This is a genomic window from Spirillospora sp. CA-142024, from assembly GCF_050942325.1.
Taxonomy (GTDB): domain Bacteria; phylum Actinomycetota; class Actinomycetes; order Streptosporangiales; family Streptosporangiaceae; genus Spirillospora.
Genome location: NZ_CP192077.1, coordinates 3964238 through 3987558 on the forward strand (window position 1 = coordinate 3964238; position 23321 = coordinate 3987558).

Genomic DNA, 23321 nt, shown 5'->3' on the forward strand with positions numbered 1-23321 from the left:
CACAGGGAGCAGGGATGGGCGAGGACGCGGAGCGGCTCGTGGCCGCGGACGCCGGCGGGGCCGAGGAGCAGGTGATCGAGGCCGCGCTGCGGCCGAAGAAGCTGGACGACTTCGTCGGGCAGGAACGGGTGCGCGAGCAGCTGTCGCTGGTGCTGCACAGCGCGCTGCGGCGCGGCCGGACGCCCGACCACGTGCTGCTGTCCGGCGGGCCGGGGCTCGGCAAGACCACCCTCGCCATGATCATCGCGGCGGAGCTCGGGCAGCCGCTGCGGATCTCCTCGGGCCCCGCGATCGAGCGGGCCGGCGACCTCGCGGCGGTGCTGTCGACGCTCGCCGAGGGCGAGGTCCTGTTCCTGGACGAGATCCACCGGCTGGCGCGTCCCGCCGAGGAGATGCTCTACATGGCGATGGAGGACTTCCGCGTCGACGTCGTCGTGGGCAAGGGGCCGGGCGCGACCGCGATCCCGCTGGACATCGCGCCGTTCACGCTGGTCGGTGCCACCACCCGGGCGGGCATGCTGCCCGGGCCGCTGCGCGACAGGTTCGGCTTCGTCGCGCACATGGACTTCTACGAGCCCGCCGAACTGGAGATCATCGTCCGGCGGTCCGCGACGCTGCTGGACGTGGAGATCACCGACGACGCCGCCGCCGAGGTCGCCGGACGCTCCCGCGGCACCCCCCGCATCGCCAACCGGCTGCTGCGCCGCGTCCGCGACTACGCCGAGGTCCGCGCCGACGGGATGATCACGCGGGAATCGGCGCGCGCCGCCCTCGCGTTGTACGAGGTGGACGAACGGGGCCTGGACCGGCTCGACCGTTCCGTCCTGGAGTCGCTGATGCGCAAGTTCGGCGGCGGGCCGGTCGGCCTGTCGACGCTGGCCGTGTCGGTGGGGGAGGAGCCCGAGACCGTCGAGGTCGTCGCGGAGCCGTTCCTCGTCCGGCAGGGGCTCCTCGCCAGGACGCCGCGCGGGCGGGTCGCCACGGCCGCCGCATGGGCGCACCTGGGCCTCGCCCAGCCGCCCTCGGCGCCGCTGGCGGGTACTCTCTTCGAGTTGGAGGAGGGCACTGAACAGCCGGAAGAGTGATCATCCGGTAACGGGTTGGGAACTTCCCGGCGTCGTCGATCGTCACGTCGTTGCCGGGCTCTCGCGTACTCTCTAGACTCCGGGACTTGGTTCACCGTCTCCAGCCGGCGGTCCCGTTGCACGTGACCGGTCCGGTCACAGGCTGGCAATCGACTTTGGAAGGACGCCCCTGTAATGGGCAGCGACATGATTCTCGCGGCGGGCTCGGGCGGTAGCGGGTCCTTCAACCTGCTCCTGCTCCTCGCCGTTCCCCTGGTCTTCTACTTCCTGCTCATCCGGCCGCAGAGCAAGCGCCGGAGAGAGCAGATGCAGATGCAGAACGCCATGGAACCGGGCGCCCGCGTCCTGACGACCAGCGGCATGCGCGCGACCATCGTCGAGGTCGACGATGACGGTGTCGTCCTGGAGATCGCGGACGGCGTCGAAGTCCGGTTCCTGAAGCAGGCCGTCATGCAGGTCCTCAAGGACGACGAGCCCGAGGAACTCGACGACGAGCATGACGAGGACGCGGACGACCAGGGCGACGCCGAGGTGGACCTCACCAAGGACGACTCCGAGGTCGATCTGTCCAAGGACACCGAGGTCGCGGACGCCAAGACCGACGCCGAGGCCGGTGACGTCGCGGACGCCGAGGCCGCGGACGAGGACGGCGAGCCCGAGTCCAAGCCGGAGGAGAAGGCGAAGGTCAAGGCGGACAAGACAGCCTGACCCTCCTACGGCGACGACCAAAGACGGGAAGTACGACGACAAGTGGCTCCGCCCAAGAATGCTCCCAAGCCCGGGCGCACGCTCCTCGCGCTCTTCGCGATCATGGCGGTTCTGGCCGGTCTGGCGGTCTGGCAGGGGCAGACGAAGCCCAAGCTGGGCCTCGACCTCGCCGGCGGGACGACCGTGACCCTCACCGCCAAGACCGCGAACGGCAAGAACCCCCCGGCCGAGCAGATGAACCAGGCCGTCAAGATCATGACGCAGCGCGTCAACGGTCTCGGGGTGTCCGACGCCGAGGTCACCAAGCAGGGCAGCAACAACATCGTGGTGAACGTCCCGGGTGAGGGGCAGGGCCGCGTCGTCAACCTGATCGGCACGACGGCGAAGCTGCAGTTCCGCCAGGTGTTCGCGGTGGCGGACGGGCGTCCCTCCGGCGGGGCCCCGGCCGCGTCGCCCTCGCCGTCCAGCAGCCCCACTTCGAAGGGCAAGGGCAAGAGCCCGTCTCCGTCGGCGTCCCCGTCGGGGTCGTCCACGCCGCGCGGCCGGGCGCTGTCGGGGGCGCTGACGGCCCCGACTCCGAAGCCGTCCGGCTCGGCGACCCCGTCGCCCTCCCCGTCGGCGACGTCGCCGCTGGGCCAGTCCACCGGGCAGCCGACGGCCCCGGCGCAGACCTACCCGGGCGTGACCGACAAGGCCGTCATCAAGCAGTTCGAGGCGCTCGACTGCTACAGCGGCGACCGGCGGGCCCCGGGCGCCAACGACCCGAACCGCAAGTTCGTCGCCGCCTGCGACGAGGACGAGGAGAGCGGCCAGGTCGCCAAGTACATCCTCGGCCCGGTCCGGGTGCTCGGCGAGGACGTGTCCCAGGCCAACGCGATGCCGCCGAACGCCCAGCAGGGCCAGGCCAGCTGGTCGGTGTCGCTGAAGTTCAACGGCAAGGGCGCCCGCCAGTTCGGCGAGGTCACCACCGACGCCTACCAGGCGTACCAGCAGAACCAGTCCGCGCCGCAAGCGCAGGTCGCGATCGTGCTGGACGGGCAGGTCGTCTCGGCGCCCAGCATCCGGGAGGGCGCGATCACCGGCGGCACCGCCAGCATCGACGGGCCGCCCGACAGCTTCAACCAGCAGTACGCGACCGACCTCGCCAACGTGCTCAAGTACGGGGCGCTGCCGCTGGAGTTCACGCAGAGCTCCATCGACGAGGTGTCGTCCACGCTCGGCTCCGACCAGCTGACCGGCGGCCTGATCGCCGGCGCGATCGGCCTCGGCCTCGTGGTGCTGTACTGCCTGTTCTACTACCGGGGCCTCGGCCTGGTGGCGGTGTCCAGCCTGGCCGTGGCGTCGATCATCACCTACGAGGCGGTGGTGATCCTCGGTGAGGGGATGGGCTTCCGGCTCTCCCTGCCGCACATCATCGGGCTGATCGTCTCCATCGGCATCACCGCCGACTCGTTCATCGTCTACTTCGAGCGGCTGCGGGACGAGCTGAGAGCCGGGCGCAGGCTGCGCCCGTCGGTCGAGAACGCCTGGAAGCGGGCGCGGCGCACCATCCTCGTCGCCGACGCCGTCACCTTCCTCGCGGCACTGGTGCTGTACTTCCTGGCGGTCGGCGGCGTGGCGGGCTTCGCGTTCGCGATGGGCCTCACGACGCTCATCGACGTCGTCGTGGTGTTCTTCTTCACCAAGCCGATGGTCGCGCTGCTGGCGCGCACCCGGTTCTTCGGCCGCGGTCATCCGATGTCCGGGCTGGACCCGAGACGCCTGCACAAGGTGCAGGACTCGTCCGCCACCGCCGCCCGCACGACGAGCCAGGAGGCATGACCATGGGACTGCGTGCGGTCATCTCCCGGATCTACCGGGGTGAGATCAGCGCCGACATCGTCGGCCGGCCGAAGATCTGGTACTCGATCTCCGGGCTGCTGCTGGCGTTCTCGATCGCCGGCCTGCTCGTCCAGGGGCTCAACTTCGGCGTCGAGTTCAAGGGCGGCTCCGTCTTCACCTTCAAGGCGCCGAACGCCTCGATCGAGCAGGTGCGCGGCGCCGTCACCGACGGCGGCGTCCACCAGGTCATCGTGCAGAAGGCGGGCGGTGACTGGCGGGCGACGACCGAGAGCCTCACCTCGGCGGAGGTCACCAAGGTCAAGACGAGCGTGTCCCAGGAGCTGAAGATCCCTGCGGACAAAGTCAGCACCCAGGTCGTCGGCGCCTCGTGGGGCGGTCAGATCCAGAAGAAGGCGTGGCAGGCGCTGCTCGTCTTCATGATCTTGATCATCGCCTACCTGTCGCTGGCGTTCGAATGGCGGATGGCCTTGGCGGCGGTGGTCGCGCTCGTCCACGACCTGGTGATCACGGCGGGCGTGTACGCCTGGTCGGGTTTCGAGGTCACCCCGGCCACCCTGCTCGGCTTCCTGACGATCCTCGGATACTCGCTGTACGACGCCGTCGTCGTCTTCGACATGATCAAGGAGGTCACCAAGCCGCTCGGCCCGACCTCCAAGACGACCTACAGCGAGGCCGCCAACCAGGCGCTCAGCAGCACCCTGGTCCGTTCGCTGAACACGTCCCTGGTGGCGATCCTGCCGGTCGGCGCGATCCTGTTCATCGGGACCACGCTGTTCGGCGCGGGCACGCTGAAGGACCTGTCGCTCGCCCTGTTCGTCGGCATGATCGTCGGCACCTACTCCTCGATCTGCGTGGCGACACCGCTGCTCGTCCAGTTCAAGGAGCGCGAGCCGAAGTTCCGGCAGATCCGCGAGAACATCGCCCGGCGCGAGCAGAGCACGAAGCGGCAGGCGAAGACCGCCAAGGTCAGGGCGGGGGCCGGCGCGTCCGGCGACGCCCGGTCCGACGACGCCCCGTCCGATGACGAGCCGTCGGACGACGCGTCCGGCGGGTCCGCACCGGACGTCAGGAGCACCGTCACCGTGCGGAAGGTCGTGCAGTCCGGGCAGCGCCAGCAGCCGAAACGCGGAACCCGGCAGCAACGCCGCGGCGGCAAGTAAAGCGGGGGATCGTCGAACGTGGACCTCGGCAAGCTGATCCAGGAGCGGATCCGCGACATTCCCGACTACCCCAAACCGGGAGTGGTCTTCAAGGACATCACCCCGCTGCTGGCCGACCACGTCGCGTTCGCCGGGGTGGTCGACGCCATCGTCAACCACCACGGCCGCGGCACCATCGACAAGATCGTGGGAATCGAGGCCCGCGGGTTCATCCTCGCCGCGCCCGTCGCGTACCACTTCGGCGCCGGCTTCGTGCCGGTGCGCAAGAAAGGCAAACTGCCTGCGGCGACGCACGAGGAGACCTATGATCTCGAATACGGGACCGAGACGATCGAGATCCACCTCGACGGACTCGAACCCGGCGACCGTGTGCTGATCGTCGACGACGTCCTGGCCACCGGAGGGACGGCCAGGGCCGCCGCCGAACTCGTGCGCCGCGGCGGCGGCGACGTCGTCGGGCTGTCGGTCCTCCTCGAACTGTCGTTCCTGCACGGACGCGGCAAACTGGGGAATCTGGACGTCCATTCGCTGGTTACGGTCTAGGACGAAATGGCCGCCGGATACACTGGCGCCATCAGGGTCCGGTGGGGACGGGCGCTACCCGCGGGGCGGGCGAACACGGCGCCCTGGTGGACTAAGGAGGCTGGGTGCCCGGTGAGGTGGTATCGACCGACGCGGTGAACGCCGCCGCCGAGGAGCGGCGCGCGCCGCCGCCCGCAGGCCGGCCGGCCGAGCCCGGCGAACGACGGCCCGCGGCCGGGCCTCCCCGCGAAGACCCGCCGCCCCGCGCCTCCTCCGCACCGACTCCTCCCGCACAGGCTCCCCAGACAGATGCCTCCCCCGACGCAGCAGCCACAGGCCAAGGCACTCCTCCGGACGCCGACGACGCGTCCGAGCCCGCCGTCCCGTCCAGGCCCACGCCGGCCACGATTCCGCCGTCCGCCGCCCGGGTGCGCCGTAGGCTCGCCAGGTTGGGCGCCCAGCGCGGCCCCGCTATGAACCCGGTACTCGAACCACTGATCAAGACGGTCCGCAACACGCACCCGAAGGCGGACCTGCGGCTCATCGAACGCGCCTACGACGTGGCGGCGCACTACCACCGCCACCAGAAGCGCAAGAGCGGCGACCCGTACATCACGCATCCGCTCGCGGTCGCGACCATCCTCGCCGAGCTCGGCATGAACACCGAGACCCTCTGCGCGGCGCTGCTGCACGACACCGTCGAGGACACCCCCTACACCCTCGACCAGCTGAGCAGCGAGTTCGGCGACGAGATCGCCGCGCTCGTCGACGGCGTCACCAAGCTGGACAAGGTCAAGTACGGGGAGGCCGCCGAGGCCGAGACCGTCCGCAAGATGGTCGTGGCGATGTCCCGCGACATCCGCGTCCTGGTGATCAAGCTCGGCGACCGGCTGCACAACATGCGGACGCTGCGCTACATGCCGCGGCACAAGCAGGAGAAGAAGGCACGCGAGACCCTGGAGGTGTTCGCGCCGCTCGCGCACCGCCTCGGGATGAACACGCTGAAGTGGGAGCTGGAGGACCTCGCGTTCGCCACCATGTACCCCAAGCGGTTCGACGAGATCGCCCGGCTGGTGTCCGAGCGCGCCCCGCGCCGCGACGTCTACCTGCAAGAGGTCATCGAGAACGTCTCCACCGACCTGCGCGAGGCGCGGATCAAGGCGACCGTCACCGGCCGGCCGAAGCACTACTACTCGATCTACCAGAAGATGATCGCGCGGGACGTCAGCTTCGACGACATCTACGACCTGGTCGGCATCCGGGTCCTCGTCGACAGCGTCCGCGACTGCTACGCCGCCCTCGGCTCGATCCACGCGCGATGGAACCCGGTCCCCGGCCGGTTCAAGGACTACATCGCGATGCCGAAGTTCAACATGTACCAGTCGCTGCACACGACGGTGATCGGCCCCGAGGGCAAGCCCGTCGAGCTGCAGATCCGCACCTGGGGCATGCACCGCCGCGCCGAGTACGGCGTCGCCGCGCACTGGAAGTACAAGGAGGAGACGGTCGGCGGCCGCAAGGCCGGTGACATGCAGTGGCTCCGCCAGCTCCTCGACTGGCAGAAGGAGACCGCCGACCCGGCCGAGTTCCTGGAGTCGCTCCGCTTCGACCTGTCGGTCTCCGAGGTGTTCGTGTTCACCCCGAAGGGCGACGTGATCGCGCTGCCGCAGGGCGCGACCCCCGTCGACTTCGCGTACGCGATCCACACCGAGGTCGGGCACCGATGTATCGGCGCCAGGGTCAACGGCCGCCTCGTCCCCCTCGAATCGACCCTCGACAACGGCGACACCGTCGAGGTCTTCACCTCCAAGTCGCAGGACGCGGGCCCGAGCCGCGACTGGCTCGGCTTCGTCAAGTCCGCCCGCGCCCGCAACAAGATCAAGCACTGGTTCTCCAAGGAGCGCCGCGACACCGCGATCGAGTCCGGCAAGGACGCCATCGCCCGCGCGATGCGCAAGCAGAACATGCCGCTGCAGCGGATGATGTCCGGCGAGGCCCTCCTCGCCCTCGCCCGCGACATGCGCTATCCGGACGTGTCGTCGCTGTACGCGGCGGTCGGCGAGAGCCAGGTGTCGGCGCAGCACGTCGTCCAGAAGCTCGTGGACGCGCTCGGCGGCGTGGAGAGCGCCGAGGAGGACCTCGCCGAGATCGCGCTGCCGACCCGCCGCAAGCGGAGCCGCCTCGCCGGCGACCCGGGCGTCGTCGTCGCCGACGACCCCGACGTGTGGGTCCGGCTGTCCCGCTGCTGCACCCCGGTGCCCGGCGACGACATCGTCGGCTTCGTCACCCGCGGCCACGGCGTCTCCGTCCACCGCGCCGACTGCGCCAACGTCGCGAGCCTCAAGTCGCAGCCGGACCGGCTGATCGACGTGAAATGGTCCCCGGGCGAGGACTCGGTCTTCCTCGTCGCCATCCAGGTCGAGGCCCTCGACCGTCCCCGGCTCCTGTCGGACGTGACCCGCGTCCTGTCCGACCAGCACGTGAACATCCTGTCGGCGTCGGTCACCACGACCCGCGACCGCGTCGCCGTCAGCCGCTTCACCTTCGAGATGGGCGACCCGAAGCACCTCGGCCACGTCCTGAAGGCCGTCCGCTCCATAGACGGCGTCTACGACGTCTACCGGGTGACGAGCGGCGCCACCCGCTGACGAACGGCACCCTCACCGAACAGCAGGGGCGGCCGCCACGCCGTGGCGGCCGCCCCTGCTGTTCTCACATGGTCAGCTTTCTGCCTGCTCGTCCTCGGGGACGAAGTCGACGCCGGCCTCCGCGCGCTGCTGCGGGGCGATCGGGGTGGGGGCGGCCGTCAGGGGGTCGTAGCCGGACGCCGCCTTCGGGAAGGCGATCACGTCGCGGATCGACTCCTGGCGGGCGAGGAGCATGACGACGCGGTCCCAGCCGAAGGCGATGCCGCCGTGCGGGGGCGGGCCGAACTTGAACGCCTCCAGCAGGAAGCCGAACTTCGACTCGGCCTCCTGCTTGGACAGGCCCAGGGTGTCGAAGACCCGCTGCTGCATCTCGGCGCGGTGGATACGGATCGAGCCGCCGCCGATCTCGTTGCCGTTCAGGACGAGGTCGTAGGCGTCCGCGAGGGCGTTGCCCGGGTCGTCCTGGAAGGTGTCGGCGAACTCGGGTTTCGGCGCGGTGAAGGGGTGGTGCACCGACGTCCAGCCGATCTGCTCGCCCTTGTCGTCCTCGACCGGTTCGAAGATCGGCGCGTCCACGACCCAGACGAACTTCCACTCCGACTCGTCGATCAGGTCACGGCGGCGACCGATCTCCAGGCGGGCGGCGCCGAGGAGTTCCTGCGTCGCGTGCCGCTTGCCGGCGCCGAAGAAGACCGCGTCGCCGGGGGACGCGCCGGTCTTGGCGGCGAGCCCTTCCTTCTCGCTGTCGGAGAGGTTCTTGGCGACCGGGCCGCCGAGCGTCCCGTCCTCCTGCACGAGCACGTACGCGAGGCCGCGGGCACCGCGGGCCTTCGCCCAGTCCTGCCAGCCGTCCAGCTCCTTGCGGGTCTGGGACGCGCCGCCGGGCATGACCACCGCGCCGACGTACGGGGCCTGGAACACGCGGAACGACGTGCCGGAGAAGTACTCGGTCATGTCGGTCAGCTCGTTGCCGAACCGCAGGTCGGGCTTGTCGGAGCCGTACCGGGCCATGGCGTCGGCGTAGGTGATGTGGGGGATCGGCCGGGGGATCTCGTACCCGGCGATCTCCTGCCACAGCCGGGCCACGAGGTCCTCGCCGACCTTCAGGACGTCGTCCTGGTCCGCGAACGACATCTCGATGTCGATCTGGGTGAACTCCGGCTGCCGGTCGGCGCGGAAGTCCTCGTCGCGGTAGCAGCGGGCGATCTGGTAGTAGCGCTCCAGCCCGCCGACCATGAGCAGCTGCTTGAACAGCTGCGGAGACTGCGGCAGCGCGTACCAGTGGCCGGGCTTGAGCCGGACGGGCACGAGGAAGTCGCGGGCGCCCTCCGGCGTGGACCGGGTGAGGGTGGGGGTCTCGACGTTGACGAAGCCGTGCTCGCGCATCACCTCGTGCGTCAGGAACGACGCCTCCGAGCGGACCTTCATCGCCCGGGCGACGCCCTCGCGGCGCAGGTCGAGATACCGGTACTTGAGCCGGATCTCCTCGTTGACGTTGACGTCGCCCTCGATGGGGAACGGGAGCGGCGCCGCGTCCGACAGCACCTCGATGTGCGCGGCGGCGACCTCGATCTCGCCGGTGGGCAGTTCGGGGTTCTCGTTGCCCGCGGGGCGGACGCGGACCTCGCCGACGACCTTGACGCAGAACTCCGAGCGCAGGTCGTGCGCCGCGTCCTCCTCGCGGAAGACGACCTGGGCGGTGCCGGACGCGTCGCGCAGGTCGATGAACGTGACGCCGCCGTGGTCGCGGCGGCGGCCGACCCAGCCGGCCAGCGTGACCTGCTGCCCGGCGTGCTCCTTGCGGAGCGTCCCCGCCTCGTGGGTGCGGATCATTTGGAGAGCCTTTCCTTCAACGTCGTGGTGAGGTCGGTGAGCGGGACGGCGGTCTGCTCGCCCGCGGCCAGGTCCTTGACCTGGGCGACGCCGTCCGCGATATCTCGCTCCCCGAGGATCACGGCGTAGCGGGCGCCCGAGCGGTCCGCGTCCTTCATGGCGCCCTTCAGCCTCTTGCCGCCGAACGCCATGTCGGCGGCGATCCCGGCGCGGCGCAGTTCGGCGACGAGCCCGAACATGCGCCGTTCGGCGGTGTCGCCGAGCGCGACGCCGAACGCCTCGCAGCGCGGCTTGGCGGTGAACGCGGCGCCCCCGCCCTCCTGCGACTCGGCCTCCAGCGCCAGGATCGTGCGGTCCAGGCCGAGGCCGAACCCGATGCCGGGCAGCGGCGGGCCGCCGATGTCCTCCGACAGCCCGTCGTAGCGGCCGCCGCCGCCGATCCCGGACTGGGCGCCGAGCAGCGGGTGGTCGAACTCGTAGGTGGTGCGGGTGTAGTAGTCCAGGCCCCGGACGAGGGTCGGGGTGTCCTCCCACGCGATGCCGAGGTCGGCGAGCAGTTCGCGGACCCGGTCGTGGTGCGCCTTGCAGGCGGGGCACAGGTGGTCGGCCATCAGGGGGGCGCCGGTGAGCTGCTCCCGCACCTTGGGGCGCTTGTCGTCGAGTACCCGGAGCGGGTTGATCTCGACGCGGGCGCGGGTGTCGTCGTCCAGGTCGAGGCCGCGCAGGAAGTCCTGCAGCAGGGCGCGGTAGGCGGGGCGGCACTCCTTGCAGCCGAGGGAGTTCAGCAGCAGCCGTACCCGGGTCAGGCCGAGGGAGCGGTACCAGTTCCACGCGATCGCGATCGTCTCGGCGTCGACCTGCGGGTCCTCGCTGCCGATCGCCTCCAGGTCGAGCTGGTAGAACTGCCGGTAGCGGCCCTGCTGCGGACGCTCGGCGCGGAACGCGGCGCCGGTCGTCCACACCTTCACCGGCAGCGCGCCCTTGTGCAGGTTGTTCTCCAGGACGGACCGCAGCACCGACGCGGTGAACTCGGGACGCAGCGTCAGCGACCGGCCGCCCCTGTCCTCGAAGGTGTACATCTCCTTGGAGACCACGTCGGTGGACTCGCCGACGCCCCGCCGGAACAGGTTGGTGTCCTCGAAGACGGCCAGCTCCAGGTAGCCGTAGCCGGCGAGCCGCGCCTGCTCGGCGAACGCCTCGCGGATGGCGTAGAAGAGGTCCGCCCGAGGCGGGACGTATTCACTGACCCCCTTGGGGGCCCGGAAGCTCGAACTCATGATCTTTTAGGCTCAGAATCCCTTGTTGGGTCCGTCCGCGGGCAACAGCTCCGAGAGGAACGGATTGGTGGCGCGCTCGCGGCCGATTGTGGTCTGCTCACCGTGGCCGGGCAGGACCGCCGTCTCGTCGGGCATGGTCAGGCACACCCGGGACAGGCTGGTGAGGATCTCCTCGTACGATCCGCCCGGCAGGTCGGTGCGTCCGATGGACCCGGCGAACAGGAGATCTCCGGTGAACATCACGTCGGGGATCTCCTGCGTCTTCGGCGTCCGGAACGTCACCGACCCGGGCGTATGGCCCGGCGCGTGGTCGACGGTGAGGCTCAGCCCGGCCAGTTCCAGCACCGACCCGTCCGCCAGTTCCTGGACGTCGTCCGGCTCGGACAGCTCCAGGCCGCCGAACAGCTGCTGCCCGGCGCCCAGCGACAGGCCCTTGGCCGGGTCGGTGAGCAGGTCGCGGTCGTCCGGATGGATGTAGGCGGGGACGTCCTTGGCGCCGCAGACCGGCGCCACCGACCAGACGTGGTCGAGATGACCGTGCGTGAGCAGCACCGCGACCGGCTTCAGCCGGTGCTCGCGGAGGATCTTCTCGATGCCGGCCTCGGCGTCCTGGCCGGGATCGATGATCACGCACTCCTCGCCCGCGGCGGGCGCCACGACATAGCAGTTCGCGGCGAACGAGCCAGCGGGGAACCCGGCGACGAGCACGGCCGTCCTTTCCTGGAACCATCTCGGGTGGGCGTGTCCGAGGGTACCGGCGCGGCCATGGCCACCGCGAACGAGATGGCCGGTCGCCGTGTCGCGGCGGGTGGGGAGAACCGGCCGGAAAGCGCTCCCTGAAAGTGGAGACGCTTTTACTCCCGGGTACCGCTACTATGCGCTGCACGTTCACCTGATCACACCGGAGAGGCGAGGTACGTGGCGGCGAAGGACCGCAAGAAGCAGCTCGCGCGGCAACGCTACGAGCGCCAGCAGCAGCGGCGGGCTCAGGAGGCGGCGCGGGCGCGCCGCCTCAAGATCATCGGCGCCGCCGCCGCGGTGGCGGTCATCGCCGTCGGCGGCGTGGCGTTCATGGTGTTCACCGGCAAGGACGACAAGTCCACGGCCGCCGAGCCGAAATGCGCCTACAAGGCGGCCCAGCAGGACGGCGCGCCCAAGGACATCGGCACCCCGCCGGCGAAGCCCGCCTACAAGGACATCGTCCCGACCACGGTGAAGACCAGCCAGGGCGACATGGAGATTCAGCTTTACGGCGACAAGGCGCCGTGCACGGTCAATTCCTTCGCTTATCTGGCGCAGAAGAACTTTTTCGACAAGACCGAGTGCCACCGGATGACGAGCGGCGCGCTCAACGTCCTGCAGTGCGGCGACCCGACCGCCAAGGGAACGGGTGGGCCCGGTTACCAGTTCGCCAACGAGAACACCAATGGGGCCACGTACCTCGAAGGAACGCTCGCCATGGCGCACAGCCAGCTGCCGGACTCCAACGGCAGCCAGTTCTTCATGGTCTACAAGGACTCGCAGCTTCCGCCGGACTACACCGTCTTCGGCAAGATCACCAAGGGGCTGGACGTGCTCAAGAAAATCGCCAAGGCGGGTTCGGCCCCCAAGGGCGACGGCAAGCCCAAGAAGAAGGTAGAGATCCAGGACGTCACGATCGCCGGGAAATAGGCGAACGGGATACTAAGGTGTGGAGGGTCCGGAGGGCGTGAGTCGTCCGGACCCGCGATTCAGGAGGCAAGGGTGTCCAGCGCGACCGATCCCTGGGGCCGGGTGGACGAGGACGGCACCGTGTACGTCAGGACCTCCGACGGCGAGCGGGTCGTCGGGTCCTGGCAGGCGGGTGCGCCCGAAGAGGCCCTGGCCTACTTCAAGCGCAAGTACGACGCGCTCGTGACCGAGATCGGCCTGCTCGAACAGCGGGTCCGCACCACCGACCTGCAGCCCGCCCAGGCCCAGCAGAGCATCGACCGGCTCCGCGAGGCCGTCTCCGAGGCCCACGCGGTCGGCGACCTCGACGCGCTCGGACGCCGCCTGGACGGCCTCACCGCCCAGGTCGGCCGGCGCCGCGAGCAGGTCAAGGCCGAGCGCGAGCAGCACCGCCACGAGGCCCGCGAGGTCAAGGAGCGCATCGTCGCCGAGGCCGAGCGCATCGCGGTCGAGGAGACGCACTGGAAGAACGGCGGCGAGCGGCTGCGCCAGCTGGTCGAGGAGTGGAAGGCCGCCGACCGCATCGACCGCCCCACCGAGACCGCCCTGTGGAAGCGGCTGTCGGCCGCCCGCAACGCGTTCACCAAGCGCCGCAAGGTCTACTTCGCCACCCTCGACGACCAGCGCGAGGAGTCCCGCAGGGAGAAGGAGCGCCTGGTCGTCGAGGCGGAGTCGATGTCCGGCTCCACGGACTGGGGCGAGACCGCCGCCGCCTACCGCGACCTGATGCGCCGCTGGAAGGTGGCCGGGCGCGCCTCCCGGGACGCCGAGGAGGACCTGTGGGCCCGCTTCAAGGGCGCCCAGGACACCTTCTTCCAGGCCCGTAGCGCCGCGTTCGCCGAGCGGGACGCCGAGTTCCGCGAGCACGCCGAGGAGAAGGAGAAGATCCTCGCCGAGGCGGAGCGGCTGCTGCCCGTCCGGGACGTCCGGCAGGCCCGGCAGGCGCTGCGCGCGATCCAGGAGCGCTGGGAGGCCGCCGGCATGGTCCCCCGCGACCAGCGCGACCGGCTCGAGGGCCGGCTCCGCAAGATCGAGGAGACGGTCCGCTCCGCCGAGGAGAACGAGTGGCGCCGCACCAACCCCGAGGCCCGCGCCCGCGCCGAGGCGACGGTCGGTCAGCTGCGCAGCTCCATCGAGCAGCTGGAGAAGCGCCTCGGCAAGGCCCGCGACGCCGGCCGCGAGAAGGACGTCAAGGAGGCGGAGGAGGCCCTCAGCGCCCGCCGCGCCTGGCTGGAAGAGGCGGAACGCACCCTCGCCGAATTCTCGTGACCTCCCGGAGAGGCGGCCCCCGGGGCTAGCACCTGCCTAAGAAGGCGAGCATGCGGGTCTGCTCGTCGGCGCCGCGCGGGGCGGGGAGCGGCGGGGCCAGGTGGCCTTCGGCGCGTAGCGGGGCGGCGACGACCTGGGCGGTCGCGAACGCGTGGTGGACGAGGTCGGGGTCCAGGCGGGACGGCTGGCCGGTCGCCCGGGCCAGGTCCCAGGCGTGCACCAGCGGCTCCAGGATGTAGCCCTCCAGGAAGTCGCCCAGCGGCAGGTCGCCCAGGCCGCCGAAGGGGATGAGACGGTCGAGCGCGTCCGGGGTGAGGGCCGCCGCGCACTCCTTGCGGGCCGTCCGCCAGCTCATCAGGACGTCGCCCGTGACGAACCGCCCGGGATCCGTGTTGACGTCCGGCTGGGGTTCCCCAGTGGCCAGCGCCCTGATCAGGGACTGCCCGCCGGTCACGTGGCCGGCGACGTCCCGGGCGGTCCATCCGTCGCAGGGCGACGGCACGTCCCACCCGTCGCGGGGGACGCCGGCCACCAGGCCCTCGAAGAGGTCGAGGGCCCGGTGGTAGCCGCTGAGGTTGTGAGCCATGGTGGTCAGTGACGCGCGATCCGACCTCGCTGTCAAGCGCTATCGCGAAGGTCGCCTGCCCGCGATCACGCGGCCGGGCCGCCGCGCCGCCGGAGCATCGCGTTCATCTGCGTGATCTCCGCCTGCTGGCCTTCCACCATCGTGCGGGCCAGCCGCCGCACCCGGTCGTGCCCGGTGCGGGCCAGCACCGCCTCCGCCATGCCGACGCCGCCGCGGTGGTGCGCGATCATCAGCCGCAGGAACAGCACCTCGGCGGTGCGGCCGGACGCCTTCTCCAGCTCGGCGAGCTGCTCGCGCGTCGCCATGCCCGGCATCGTCGCCGTGCCGCCCTCCCCGTGGCCGCCCTCCCCGTGGCCGCCGTGGCCGGACATCCACCGCATGGGGCCGGCCGGGTCGGCCTTCGGCAGCCGCCATTCGTCCAGCCACGCCGTCATCATGCCGATCTGGGCGGACTGGGTGTTGATGATGTCGTAGGCCAGCAGCCGGACATCCGGGTCGTCCGTCCGGTCCCGGACGATGAACGACATGCGCACCGCCTGGGCATGGTGCGCGCTCATGTCCCGGGCGAATCCGGCTTCCGGGCCGTCGGTGCCCGGCCGCTCCGAGCGGGAGACGGCGAGCGCGATGAGGACGGCCCCGGCGAGCAGTACGAGGGCGGCGAGGACGACGGTGACGCGCCGTCCCCGCGGCGCCGCGGCGTCCTCGCTCACGGGGTGTCCTTGCCGCCGTCGCAGGCGGCGCCCGGCTCGGGCGTCTGCGGGCCCTTCACGAAGGTGCGCAGGAACCGGTCCACGCGCGGGTCGGACGCCTTCTGGAGCTTGAGCTGCTTGCCCCAGGCGGTGAGCGCGATCGGCGCGTCCAGGGACGGGTACGGGCTCAGCAGCGTGTAGTCGGTGCCGGTGACCTTGGCTTTGAGCGCTGTGAGCTGGTCGGCGGCCAGGCCGGGGCGGTAGGCGATCCAGACGGCGCCGTGCTCCAGCGAGTGGACGGCGTTCTCGTTCTGCAGCGGCGCGTCGTAGACGCGGCCGTCGCAGTTCTGCCAGACGGGGTTGTGGTCGCCGCCCATCGGCGGGGCGGTGTCGTACTTGACGGTGCCGGCGACGTGGCCGCGGCCGAGACCGTCCTTGGTCACCAGGCCGCTGATGGACGCGGAGTCGTCGGCGGACGACGGCCTGGTCAGCATGAACGCGTAACCGATGGCGACGACCGCCACCAGGCCGATCGCTCCGAAGAAGGCGATGGCCCCCCACGGGACCTCGGGCTGCGTCAGTGCGTTCTTCTTCGTGTTCTTGTTAAGGGCGTTGCCACGTGCGTTCTTGTTACGGGCGCTCTTGGACATGAGGGCGGTCCTCTCAGCGGCTGCGGATCTCTACGGACAGGAGGCAGCGCCGTAACACGACCAGGGGTCGGTACGGCGGTGCGGGCGGCCCTAAGGCCGGTCCGTCACAGCCGGAGAACCTGGAGAGAGGGCGTGGACGCGAGGACGGCCGCGGCACCGGGCGGCGGCGCGAGCGCCCAGCCGAGGCGGGCGGGAAGACGCGTGAGGGGGCGCCCCAGCCAGGCCGCCAGCCCGAGCAGCACGAGGGTGAACAGCACGGCCAGGCACAGGCACGCCTCCATCGGCGCCTGTGAGGGGACCTTCATGGGCGGAGCGGTCAGCGCCGCGTGTACGGGGCTGTGATGGCCGTTGAGCGGCGAAACCCCGGCGTCCGGCTGTGCGTGGCCGGTGAACGCTTCGGCGACGGTGACGGGCACGCTCACCGCGTGCTGGGTGCATACGCGCGCCGGAGGCGCGTGCCCCAGGCCGTAGCTGAAGACCAGTCCGCCCACGACGAACAGCGCCACGAGCAGACCGGCGAGCCCGTGGCGCCGACGTGGGGCCGTACCGGACACCGTCACGCTCCTGAATGCGCCTTCCGGGGTCTTCCAACGCCACAGCCGGGCCCCGGGTTCCCGCCCCGCCGGACGGCCGGGAACGTCCCTGCCCCGAGATAGTGTCGGAGCGTGACCAGCAGGGCGGAATCGGGCGAGCCGGAGGGCCTCTTCGACGCGCCGGCGCCGGAGCGCGCGGCCCCGGAGCCGGTGACCGCGTCGGCCGCGTCGGCCGCGCCGGCCGGGCCGGCCGCGCCGGGCGGGGGCGGCGCGGAGCGGCCGCTCGCCGTCCGGATGCGCCCGCGCGCGCTGGACGAGGTCGTCGGGCAGGCCCATCTGCTCGGCCCCGGCACGCCGATCCGGCAGCTCGTCGACCGGGACGTGCCGATGTCGCTCGTCCTGTGGGGCCCGCCCGGAACGGGCAAGACCACCCTCGCCACCGTCGTCAGCCACGTCACGTCCCGCCGCTTCGTGGAGATCTCGGCGGTCAGCGACGGCGTCAAGCGCGTCCGCGCCGAGATCGACCTGGCACGGCGCGAGTTGGGCATGACCGGGCGCCAGACCGTCCTGTTCGTCGACGAGGTGCACCGCTTCAACAAGGCCCAGCAGGACGCCCTGCTGCCCGCCGTCGAGAACCGCTGGGTCTCCTTCATCGGCGCCACCACCGAGAACCCGTTCTTCTCCGTCATCAGCCCGCTCCTGTCGCGCTCGCTGCTGCTGACCCTGGAGCCGCTCGGCGAGGACGACCTGCGCGAGGTGATCCGCCGGGCGCTCACCGAGGAGCGCGGGCTGGACGGCGCGGTGACCCTCGACGCCGCCGCCGAGGACCACCTGATCCGGCTGGCCGGCGGCGACGCCCGCCGGACCCTCACCTACCTGGAGGCCGCCTCGCTCGTCGTCGCCGACGGCGGCGCGATCGACGTGGACGTGCTGGAGAAGGCCGTCGACCGGGCCGCCGTCCGCTACGACCGCGAGGGCGACCAGCACTACGACGTCATCAGCGCGTTCATCAAGAGCATCCGCGGCAGCGACGTCGACGCGGCGCTGCACTACCTGGCCCGCATGATCGAGGCCGGCGAGGACGCCCGGTTCATCGCCCGGCGGCTGATCGTGCACGCCAGCGAGGACGTCGGGATGGCCGACCCGACCGCGCTGCAGACCGCCGTCGCCGCGGCCCAGGCCGTGGAGTTCGTCGGCCTGCCCGAGGCCCGCATCAACCTCGCGCAGGCGGTGATCCACCTGTCCCTGGCGCCGAAGTCCAACGCTGTGATCATGGCGGTGGACGGGGCGCTCGGCGACGTCCGCAAGGGCCTCGCGGGGCCCGTCCCGGGGCATCTGCGCGACGCGCACTACAAGGGCGCCGCGAAGATCGGGCACGGGCAGGGCTACAAGTACGCCCACGACCATCCCGGCGGCGTGGTCAAGCAGCAGTACGCGCCCGACTCGGTGGACGGCCGGGAGTACTATCGCCCGACCAGGCACGGTGCCGAGTCGCGGTTCACCGAGGTGCTCGCCCGGATCCGCTCGGTTCTGCGCGGCGCCGCCGACCGGCGATGACCGGTCCGGCCTGGCCGGTGCTCCCGCCATGTGGGGTGGCGGAACGGTAAGGTCTGTCAAGCCATGCCCGGCCTTCGAGCCGAACTCACGCGAACGGAAAGCCCTGATGCTCACTGGTGGACAGCTAGCAGGTCTCATCGTGGCCGTGTTCTGGGCGGTGCTGGTCTCGTTCATCGCGCTCACCCTGCTGAAGCTCTCCCGTCTCCTCGGCGAGGCCAGCAAGGTCGTCCAGGAGATCGGAGACCAGGCCGGCCCGCTGCTGGACGACATGACCCGGACGGTGAAGCGCGCGAACGAGCAGCTCGGCCGCACCGACGTCATCACCAAGCAGGTCGCCGGCGTCACCCAGAACGTCTCGGCCGTCACCACCGTGATGACCTCGGTGGTCGGCGGGCCGCTGGTCAAGGCCGCCGCCTTCTCCTACGGCGTCCGCAAGGCCCTCGGCGGCCGCGACGGCGACGACCGGTCCCCGTCCGGCAGGCCGGCGCTGCAGACGCGGTCCTCGGGTAAGGGACGCGGATGAGACGGCTGTTCTGGCTCGGCGTCGGCGCGGGCGCCGGCGTCTACGTCACGCACCGCGTCAAGCGGCGCGTCGAGCGGTTCACACGCACCTGGTCCCCCGAGGGGGTCGCGGCCCGTGCCGTGTCGACCGGGCAGAGCGCCGGAGACCGGCTGAGGCTTTTCGCCTCCGACGTCCGTACCGAGATGCAGGCCCGCGAAGAGGAACTGCGCGAGGCCGTCCGCATGGACCAGGCTCCCCCGGACGCCGGGGATCCCCGGCCCCGCCGGGTGCTCAAGGCGAGATACACGATCATCGACGACGACAAGGATGGCAACTGATCATGGAGTCGGCAGAGGTCGCACGCCGCTTCCTCAGGTTCTTCGAGGAGCGCGGGCACACGGTGGTGCCCTCGGCCAGCCTGGTCGCCGAGGACCCGACCCTGCTGCTGGTCAACGCCGGCATGGTCCCGTTCAAGCCCTACTTCCTCGGCCAGCGCACCCCGCCGTCGCAGCGGATGACCAGCGCGCAGAAGTGCGTGCGGACGCCCGACATCGAAGAGGTCGGCAAGACCACCCGGCACGCCACGTTCTTCCAGATGCTGGGCAACTTCTCCATCGGCGACTACTTCAAGGAGCAGGCGATCCCGTTCGCCTGGGAGCTGCTGACCCGGTCGCGGGACGACGGCGGCTTCGGGTTCCCCGAGGACAAGCTGTGGGTCACCGTCTTCAACGACGACGACGAGGCCCAGAGCATCTGGCACGACAAGGTCGGCGTCCCCCTCGACCGCATCCAGCGGCGCGGCATGGAGGACAACTTCTGGTCGATGGGCGTCCCCGGCCCGTGCGGCCCCTGCTCGGAGATCTACTACGACCGGGGCCCCGAGTACGGCCGCGAGGGCGGCCCGGTCGCCGACGAGGACCGCTACCTGGAGGTGTGGAACCTCGTCTTCATGCAGTACGAGCGGGGCCCCGGGGAGAGCAAGACCGACTTCCCGATCCTCGGCGACCTGCCGGCCAAGAACATCGACACCGGCATGGGCCTGGAGCGCATGGCGGCGATCCTGCAGGGCGTCGACAACATCTACGAGACCGACACCCTCTGGCGCGTCCTCGACCGCGCTGCGGGGCTGACCGGCGCGTCCTACGGCCGTGACCACCGCGCGGACGTGTCGCTGCGGGTCATCGCAGACCACGTCCGCAGCGGGACGATGATGGTCGCGGACGGCATCCGCCCGTCCAACGAGGGCCGCGGCTACGTGCTGCGCCGCATCCTGCGCCGCTCGATCCGCAACCTGCGGCTGCTCGGCGGCCAGGACGCCGGCCTCATGCACGAGCTCACCGCCGTCGCGATCAAGGCGATGGGCGAGCAGTACCCCGAGCTGGTGCGGACGGCCGCGAACATCCACACCGTCATCGACGCCGAGGAGGACTCCTTCCTCCAGACGCTCCGCACCGGCACCGCCATCTTCGACACGGCCGTCGAGGAGACCAAGCGGTCCGGCGGCGCGAGGCTGGCCGGTGAGCAGGCGTTCAAGCTGCACGACACCTACGGCTTCCCGATCGACCTCACCCTGGAGATGGCGTCCGAGCAGGGCCTCCAGGTGGACGAGGAGGGCTTCCGCCGGCTCATGAAGGAGCAGCGGGACCGCGCCAAGCGGGACGCCCGCGACAAGAAGACCGGCAACCTCGACGTCTCCGTCCTGGACGAGCTGCTCACCGGTGCCGGCGGCAAGGTCGACTTCACCGGCTACAGCGGCCTCGCCGGCGACGCCCGCCTCGTCGGGCTGCTGGTGAACGGCGCCAACGCGCCCGCCGCCGGGGAGGGCACCGAGGTCGAGGTCGTCCTCGACCGCACCCCGTTCTACGCCGAGGGCGGCGGCCAGCTCGCCGACCACGGCCTGATCCGGCTCGGCAACGGCGCCGTCATCGAGGTGACGGACGTGCAGACGCCGCTCTCCGGCCTCGTCGTGCACCGCGGCCGCGTCCGCAGCGGCGAGGCGCAGGCCGGCGACACCGCCTACGCCGAGGTCGACGTGGAGCGCCGCCGGGCGATCTCCCGCTCGCACACCGCGACCCACATGGTGCACGCCGGGTTCCGCCGCGCGCTCGGCGAGTCCGCCGCCCAGGCCGGGTCGGAGAACTCGCCCGGGCGGTTCCGGTTCGACTTCACCGCGTCGGGCGCCGTCCCGCCGAGCGTGCTCCGGGACGTCGAGGACGAGGTCAACGAGGTCCTGGTCGGCGACCTGGACGTCCGCGCCTTCCACACCTCCATCGACGAGGCCCGCGCGATGGGAGCGCTCGCCCTGTTCGGCGAGAAGTACGGCGACGAGGTCCGGGTCGTCGAGGTCGGCGACTACTCCCGCGAGCTGTGCGGCGGCACCCACGTCGCCCGCTCGGGGCAGCTCGGCCTGATCAAGGTGCTGGGCGAGTCGTCCATCGGCGCCGGGGTCCGCCGCGTCGAGGCGCTCGTCGGCATCGACGCGTTCCGCTTCCTGGCCCGCGAGAGCGTCCTCGTCGCGCAGCTCGCCGAGCAGATGAAGGCCCGCAAGGAGGAGCTGCCCGAGCGGATCTCCGGGGTGGTCACCCGGCTCCGCGACGCGGAGAAGGAGCTGGAGAAGCTCCGCTCCCAGCAGGTCCTCGCGATCGCGGGGTCCCTCGCCGACGCCGCCAAGGACATCGGCGGCATCGCGTTCGTGGGGCACCGCGCCCCCGAGGGGACCGGCGCCGACGACCTGCGCAAGCTGGCCGTCGACATCCGCGGCAGGCTCACGGCCCGCCCCGCGGTCGTGATGGTCACCGGCGTGCCGAAGGACCGTCCCGTCGTGGTCGTCGCCGTCACCCAGGGCGCGCGCGACCGCGGCCTCAAGGCGGGCGCGCTCGTCGGCCTCGCGGCCAGGGCCCTCGACGGAGGAGGAGGCGGCAAGGACGATCTCGCCCAGGGAGGCGGCGCCGACGCCGCGGCCGTGGACGAGGCACTCGCCGCCGTCGAACGAGCAGTAGGGGCCGCGTGAGCCCGGCACGACGGGGCGGGAGAAGCCGGCCGGGCCGGACGGAGGCACGGCGATGAGGCACGAGCGATGAGGCAGGGCGTTCGGCTCGGGGTCGATGTCGGGAGCGTGCGCGTCGGGGTCGCCCGGTGCGACCCCGGCGGGATTCTCGCGTCCCCGCTGGAGACCGTGAAGAGCGGCAAGGGCGACATCGACCGTCTCCTGGAACTGGCCGCCGAGCACGAGGCGATCGAGGTGGTCGTCGGCCTGCCCACCTCGCTGTCGGGGCGGGAGGGCCCGGCGGCGCAGGCCGCGCGCAGGTTCGCGGCCCGCCTTGCGGACCGGCTCCCCCCGGAGACGGTCCGGCTGCACGACGAGCGGCTCACCACCGTCACCGCGGAGAGCGGGCTGCGGGCCGGCGGAGTGCACGGTCAGGCGAGGCGCAAGGTCGTCGACCAGGCCGCCGCGGCGGTCCTCCTCCAGGCGGCCCTGGACGCGGAACGGTTGACGGGACGCCCCCCGGGAGAGATCGTCCGGGGGAGCTCATGAACGATTTGGACCTCTTCTCAGATCCGTACGGCGACGGGCGACCGTCCGAGGAGCGGCTCACCAGGCGGGACCAGCGTCGCGTCCGCAGACGGCAGCGCAGGCGCAGGCGCAGCGGCAGGGCGGCGGCCCTGTTCGCGATGGCCTTCCTGGTGGCGGTGTTCGGCACCGGCGGCGTCCTCGGGTACGCGTGGCTCGACAACCAGTGGCATCCGCCGGACTACGACGGGCGCGGCACCGGGAACGTCACGGTCCAGATCAAGGACGGCGCGAGCGGCTCGGTGATCGGGACGACGCTGCAGCAGCACCGCGTGGTGAAGAGCGCCCGCGCGTTCGTGAAGGCGTACAACAAGGAGGTCCGTGCCTCCGGCATCCAGCCCGGCTTCTACCAGATGCGGCAGAGGATGTCGTCGTCGGCGGCGATGGCGCTGCTGCTGGACCCGAAGTCGCGGGCCGGGAACCAGGTCACGATCCCGGAGGGGCGCCGGGCCGTGGAGGTCTTCGAGCTGCTGGCGAAGAAGACCGGCATCTCCGCCAAGGAGTTCCAGGCGGTGGCGAAGAAGCCGCAGTCCCTGGGGCTGCCGCCGTACGCGAAGGGCAAGGTGGAGGGGTACCTGTACCCGGGCCGCTACGACCTGGACCCGAACGGCACCGCCGAGCAGATCCTCAAGCAGATGGTGGCGCGGTTCACCCAGGAGGCCGACAGCGTCGACCTCGTCGGCAAGGCACGCGAGGCGAAGCTCAGCCCGCAGACGGTCATGACGCTGGCCAGCCTGGTCCAGGCGGAGGGCGGCAAGCCCAGCGACCTGCCGAAGATCTCCCGGGTCATCTACAACCGGGTGGCGCGCGGCATGCCGCTGCAGTTCGACACGACCGTCCTGTACGCGCTCAACAGGCGCACCCTGACCGTGACGAACGAGGACCTCAAGGTCGACTCGCCCTACAACACCTACACGCACAAGGGACTGCCGCCCGGCCCGATCGCCAACCCGGGGCCGGACGCCATCGAGGCGGCGCTCGCGCCGAAGGACGGGACGTGGCTGTACTTCATCGCGACCGACCCGACGAACAAGGTCACGAAGTTCGCCACGACGGACGAGCAGCGGCAGCAGATCGAGAAGGAGTTCCGGGCGTGGCAGAAGGCGCACCCGGGCCAGTGAGCGTGGGAACGGGCCGATCTTCTGTGGGGGGACGTCCCCCCGCACCCCCCGGAGAAGC

21 protein-coding genes are annotated in these 23321 nt (G+C 71.2%); 14 read left to right on the forward strand and 7 right to left on the reverse strand.

Annotated elements, in window-relative coordinates; all coding sequences use genetic code 11:
• Positions 1-14 precede the first annotated feature (14 nt).
• The 6 genes from ruvB to ACQPZP_RS19220 all read left to right on the forward strand — a co-directional run bounded on the left by ruvB (position 15) and on the right by ACQPZP_RS19220 (position 7965).
• Complete coding sequence (gene ruvB, locus ACQPZP_RS19195; protein WP_433478974.1) at positions 15-1085, forward strand: Holliday junction branch migration DNA helicase RuvB; 1071 nt, start codon at positions 15-17, stop codon at positions 1083-1085.
• Positions 1086-1259: 174 nt separating this feature from the next.
• Complete coding sequence (gene yajC, locus ACQPZP_RS19200) at positions 1260-1793, forward strand: preprotein translocase subunit YajC (protein WP_433478975.1); 534 nt, start codon at positions 1260-1262, stop codon at positions 1791-1793.
• Between the two features lie 42 nt (positions 1794-1835).
• On the forward strand, positions 1836-3614 hold the full coding sequence (secD, locus tag ACQPZP_RS19205) for a protein translocase subunit SecD (protein WP_433478976.1): 1779 nt from the start codon (positions 1836-1838) through the stop codon (positions 3612-3614).
• A gap of 2 nt (positions 3615-3616) precedes the next feature.
• On the forward strand, positions 3617-4795 hold the full coding sequence (gene secF / locus ACQPZP_RS19210; protein ID WP_433478977.1) for a protein translocase subunit SecF: 1179 nt from the start codon (positions 3617-3619) through the stop codon (positions 4793-4795).
• Between the two features lie 18 nt (positions 4796-4813).
• Positions 4814-5338, forward strand: coding sequence for an adenine phosphoribosyltransferase (locus ACQPZP_RS19215; RefSeq protein WP_433469183.1), 525 nt, complete (start codon positions 4814-4816; stop codon positions 5336-5338).
• A 452-nt stretch (positions 5339-5790) separates the two neighbouring features.
• On the forward strand, positions 5791-7965 hold the full coding sequence (locus ACQPZP_RS19220) for a RelA/SpoT family protein (RefSeq protein ID WP_433479636.1): 2175 nt from the start codon (positions 5791-5793) through the stop codon (positions 7963-7965).
• A gap of 72 nt (positions 7966-8037) precedes the next feature.
• Here ACQPZP_RS19220 and aspS read toward each other — a convergent pair whose 3' ends face one another.
• Genes aspS through ACQPZP_RS19235 form a run of 3 tightly spaced genes read right to left on the reverse strand, consistent with a single transcriptional unit; the run spans position 8038 to position 11783 of the window.
• Positions 8038-9798 (reverse strand): aspartate--tRNA ligase, encoded by a 1761-nt coding sequence (gene aspS, locus ACQPZP_RS19225; protein WP_433478978.1) that lies wholly within the window; start codon positions 9796-9798, stop codon positions 8038-8040.
• Complete coding sequence (gene hisS / locus ACQPZP_RS19230) at positions 9795-11075, reverse strand: histidine--tRNA ligase (RefSeq protein ID WP_433478979.1); 1281 nt, start codon at positions 11073-11075, stop codon at positions 9795-9797. Before hisS ends, aspS begins: the two co-directional genes overlap by 4 nt.
• A gap of 12 nt (positions 11076-11087) precedes the next feature.
• Positions 11088-11783: an MBL fold metallo-hydrolase gene (locus ACQPZP_RS19235; protein ID WP_433478980.1), complete on the reverse strand. Its 696-nt coding sequence runs from the start codon at positions 11781-11783 to the stop codon at positions 11088-11090.
• A 210-nt stretch (positions 11784-11993) separates the two neighbouring features.
• Here ACQPZP_RS19235 and ACQPZP_RS19240 point away from each other — a divergent pair, with 210 nt between their 5' ends.
• Positions 11994-12746, forward strand: a complete 753-nt coding sequence (locus ACQPZP_RS19240; RefSeq protein ID WP_433478981.1) for a peptidylprolyl isomerase — start codon at positions 11994-11996, stop codon at positions 12744-12746.
• Between the two features lie 72 nt (positions 12747-12818).
• Entirely contained in the window at positions 12819-14054 is a 1236-nt protein-coding gene (locus tag ACQPZP_RS19245) for a DUF349 domain-containing protein (protein ID WP_433478982.1), read from the forward strand.
• Positions 14055-14079: 25 nt separating this feature from the next.
• Here the strand turns inward: ACQPZP_RS19245 and ACQPZP_RS19250 are convergent, their stop codons facing one another.
• The 4 genes from ACQPZP_RS19250 to ACQPZP_RS19265 form a co-directional block, all read right to left on the reverse strand.
• Positions 14080-14640, reverse strand: coding sequence for a TIGR03086 family metal-binding protein (locus ACQPZP_RS19250; RefSeq protein WP_433478983.1), 561 nt, complete (start codon positions 14638-14640; stop codon positions 14080-14082).
• A gap of 65 nt (positions 14641-14705) precedes the next feature.
• On the reverse strand, positions 14706-15350 hold the full coding sequence (locus ACQPZP_RS19255; RefSeq protein WP_433478984.1) for a DUF305 domain-containing protein: 645 nt from the start codon (positions 15348-15350) through the stop codon (positions 14706-14708).
• A complete protein-coding gene (locus ACQPZP_RS19260; RefSeq protein ID WP_433478985.1) occupies positions 15347-15979 on the reverse strand; it encodes a DUF3105 domain-containing protein in 633 nt (210 codons plus the stop codon). Before ACQPZP_RS19260 ends, ACQPZP_RS19255 begins: the two co-directional genes overlap by 4 nt.
• Before the next feature lie 104 nt (positions 15980-16083).
• The gene (locus tag ACQPZP_RS19265; protein WP_433478986.1) at positions 16084-16533 is read right to left on the reverse strand and encodes a hypothetical protein; all 450 of its coding nucleotides are present in this window, start codon (positions 16531-16533) and stop codon (positions 16084-16086) included.
• A gap of 273 nt (positions 16534-16806) precedes the next feature.
• On the opposite strand from ACQPZP_RS19265, the gene ACQPZP_RS19270 reads away from it, so the two are divergent.
• The 6 genes from ACQPZP_RS19270 (at position 16807) to mltG (ending at position 23263) form a co-directional block, all read left to right on the forward strand.
• Positions 16807-18069, forward strand: coding sequence for a replication-associated recombination protein A (locus tag ACQPZP_RS19270; protein ID WP_433479637.1), 1263 nt, complete (start codon positions 16807-16809; stop codon positions 18067-18069).
• A gap of 106 nt (positions 18070-18175) precedes the next feature.
• Positions 18176-18592 (forward strand): DUF948 domain-containing protein, encoded by a 417-nt coding sequence (locus tag ACQPZP_RS19275; RefSeq protein ID WP_433478987.1) that lies wholly within the window; start codon positions 18176-18178, stop codon positions 18590-18592.
• The gene (locus ACQPZP_RS19280; RefSeq protein ID WP_433478988.1) at positions 18589-18909 is read left to right on the forward strand and encodes a hypothetical protein; all 321 of its coding nucleotides are present in this window, start codon (positions 18589-18591) and stop codon (positions 18907-18909) included. The genes ACQPZP_RS19275 and ACQPZP_RS19280 overlap by 4 nt, the downstream gene beginning before the upstream one ends.
• 2 nt (positions 18910-18911) lie before the next feature.
• A complete protein-coding gene (gene alaS / locus ACQPZP_RS19285; protein WP_433478989.1) occupies positions 18912-21581 on the forward strand; it encodes an alanine--tRNA ligase in 2670 nt (889 codons plus the stop codon).
• Between the two features lie 66 nt (positions 21582-21647).
• Entirely contained in the window at positions 21648-22106 is a 459-nt protein-coding gene (ruvX, locus tag ACQPZP_RS19290) for a Holliday junction resolvase RuvX (protein ID WP_433478990.1), read from the forward strand.
• Positions 22103-23263, forward strand: coding sequence for an endolytic transglycosylase MltG (gene mltG / locus ACQPZP_RS19295; protein ID WP_433478991.1), 1161 nt, complete (start codon positions 22103-22105; stop codon positions 23261-23263). The genes ruvX and mltG overlap by 4 nt, the downstream gene beginning before the upstream one ends.
• Positions 23264-23321: the final 58 nt, after the last annotated feature.

Excerpts from the sequence above, each read along its gene's own strand:
- ACQPZP_RS19270 (WP_433479637.1), top strand. The coding sequence starts at position 16,807 with ATGCGCCCGCGCGCGCTGGACGAGGTCGTCGGGCAGGCCCATCTGCTC.
- ACQPZP_RS19220 (WP_433479636.1), top strand. The coding sequence starts at position 5,791 with ATGAACCCGGTACTCGAACCACTGATCAAGACGGTCCGCAACACGCAC.
- ruvX (WP_433478990.1), top strand. The coding sequence starts at position 21,648 with ATGAGGCAGGGCGTTCGGCTCGGGGTCGATGTCGGGAGCGTGCGCGTC.
- ACQPZP_RS19280 (WP_433478988.1), top strand. The coding sequence starts at position 18,589 with ATGAGACGGCTGTTCTGGCTCGGCGTCGGCGCGGGCGCCGGCGTCTAC.
- alaS (WP_433478989.1), top strand. The coding sequence starts at position 18,912 with ATGGAGTCGGCAGAGGTCGCACGCCGCTTCCTCAGGTTCTTCGAGGAG.
- ACQPZP_RS19275 (WP_433478987.1), top strand. The coding sequence starts at position 18,176 with ATGCTCACTGGTGGACAGCTAGCAGGTCTCATCGTGGCCGTGTTCTGG.
- aspS (WP_433478978.1), bottom strand. The coding sequence starts at position 9,798 with ATGATCCGCACCCACGAGGCGGGGACGCTCCGCAAGGAGCACGCCGGG.
- hisS (WP_433478979.1), bottom strand. The coding sequence starts at position 11,075 with ATGAGTTCGAGCTTCCGGGCCCCCAAGGGGGTCAGTGAATACGTCCCG.
- ACQPZP_RS19250 (WP_433478983.1), bottom strand. The coding sequence starts at position 14,640 with ATGGCTCACAACCTCAGCGGCTACCACCGGGCCCTCGACCTCTTCGAG.
- yajC (WP_433478975.1), top strand. The coding sequence starts at position 1,260 with ATGGGCAGCGACATGATTCTCGCGGCGGGCTCGGGCGGTAGCGGGTCC.
- ACQPZP_RS19260 (WP_433478985.1), bottom strand. The coding sequence starts at position 15,979 with ATGTCCAAGAGCGCCCGTAACAAGAACGCACGTGGCAACGCCCTTAAC.
- secF (WP_433478977.1), top strand. The coding sequence starts at position 3,617 with ATGGGACTGCGTGCGGTCATCTCCCGGATCTACCGGGGTGAGATCAGC.
- mltG (WP_433478991.1), top strand. The coding sequence starts at position 22,103 with ATGAACGATTTGGACCTCTTCTCAGATCCGTACGGCGACGGGCGACCG.
- ruvB (WP_433478974.1), top strand. The coding sequence starts at position 15 with ATGGGCGAGGACGCGGAGCGGCTCGTGGCCGCGGACGCCGGCGGGGCC.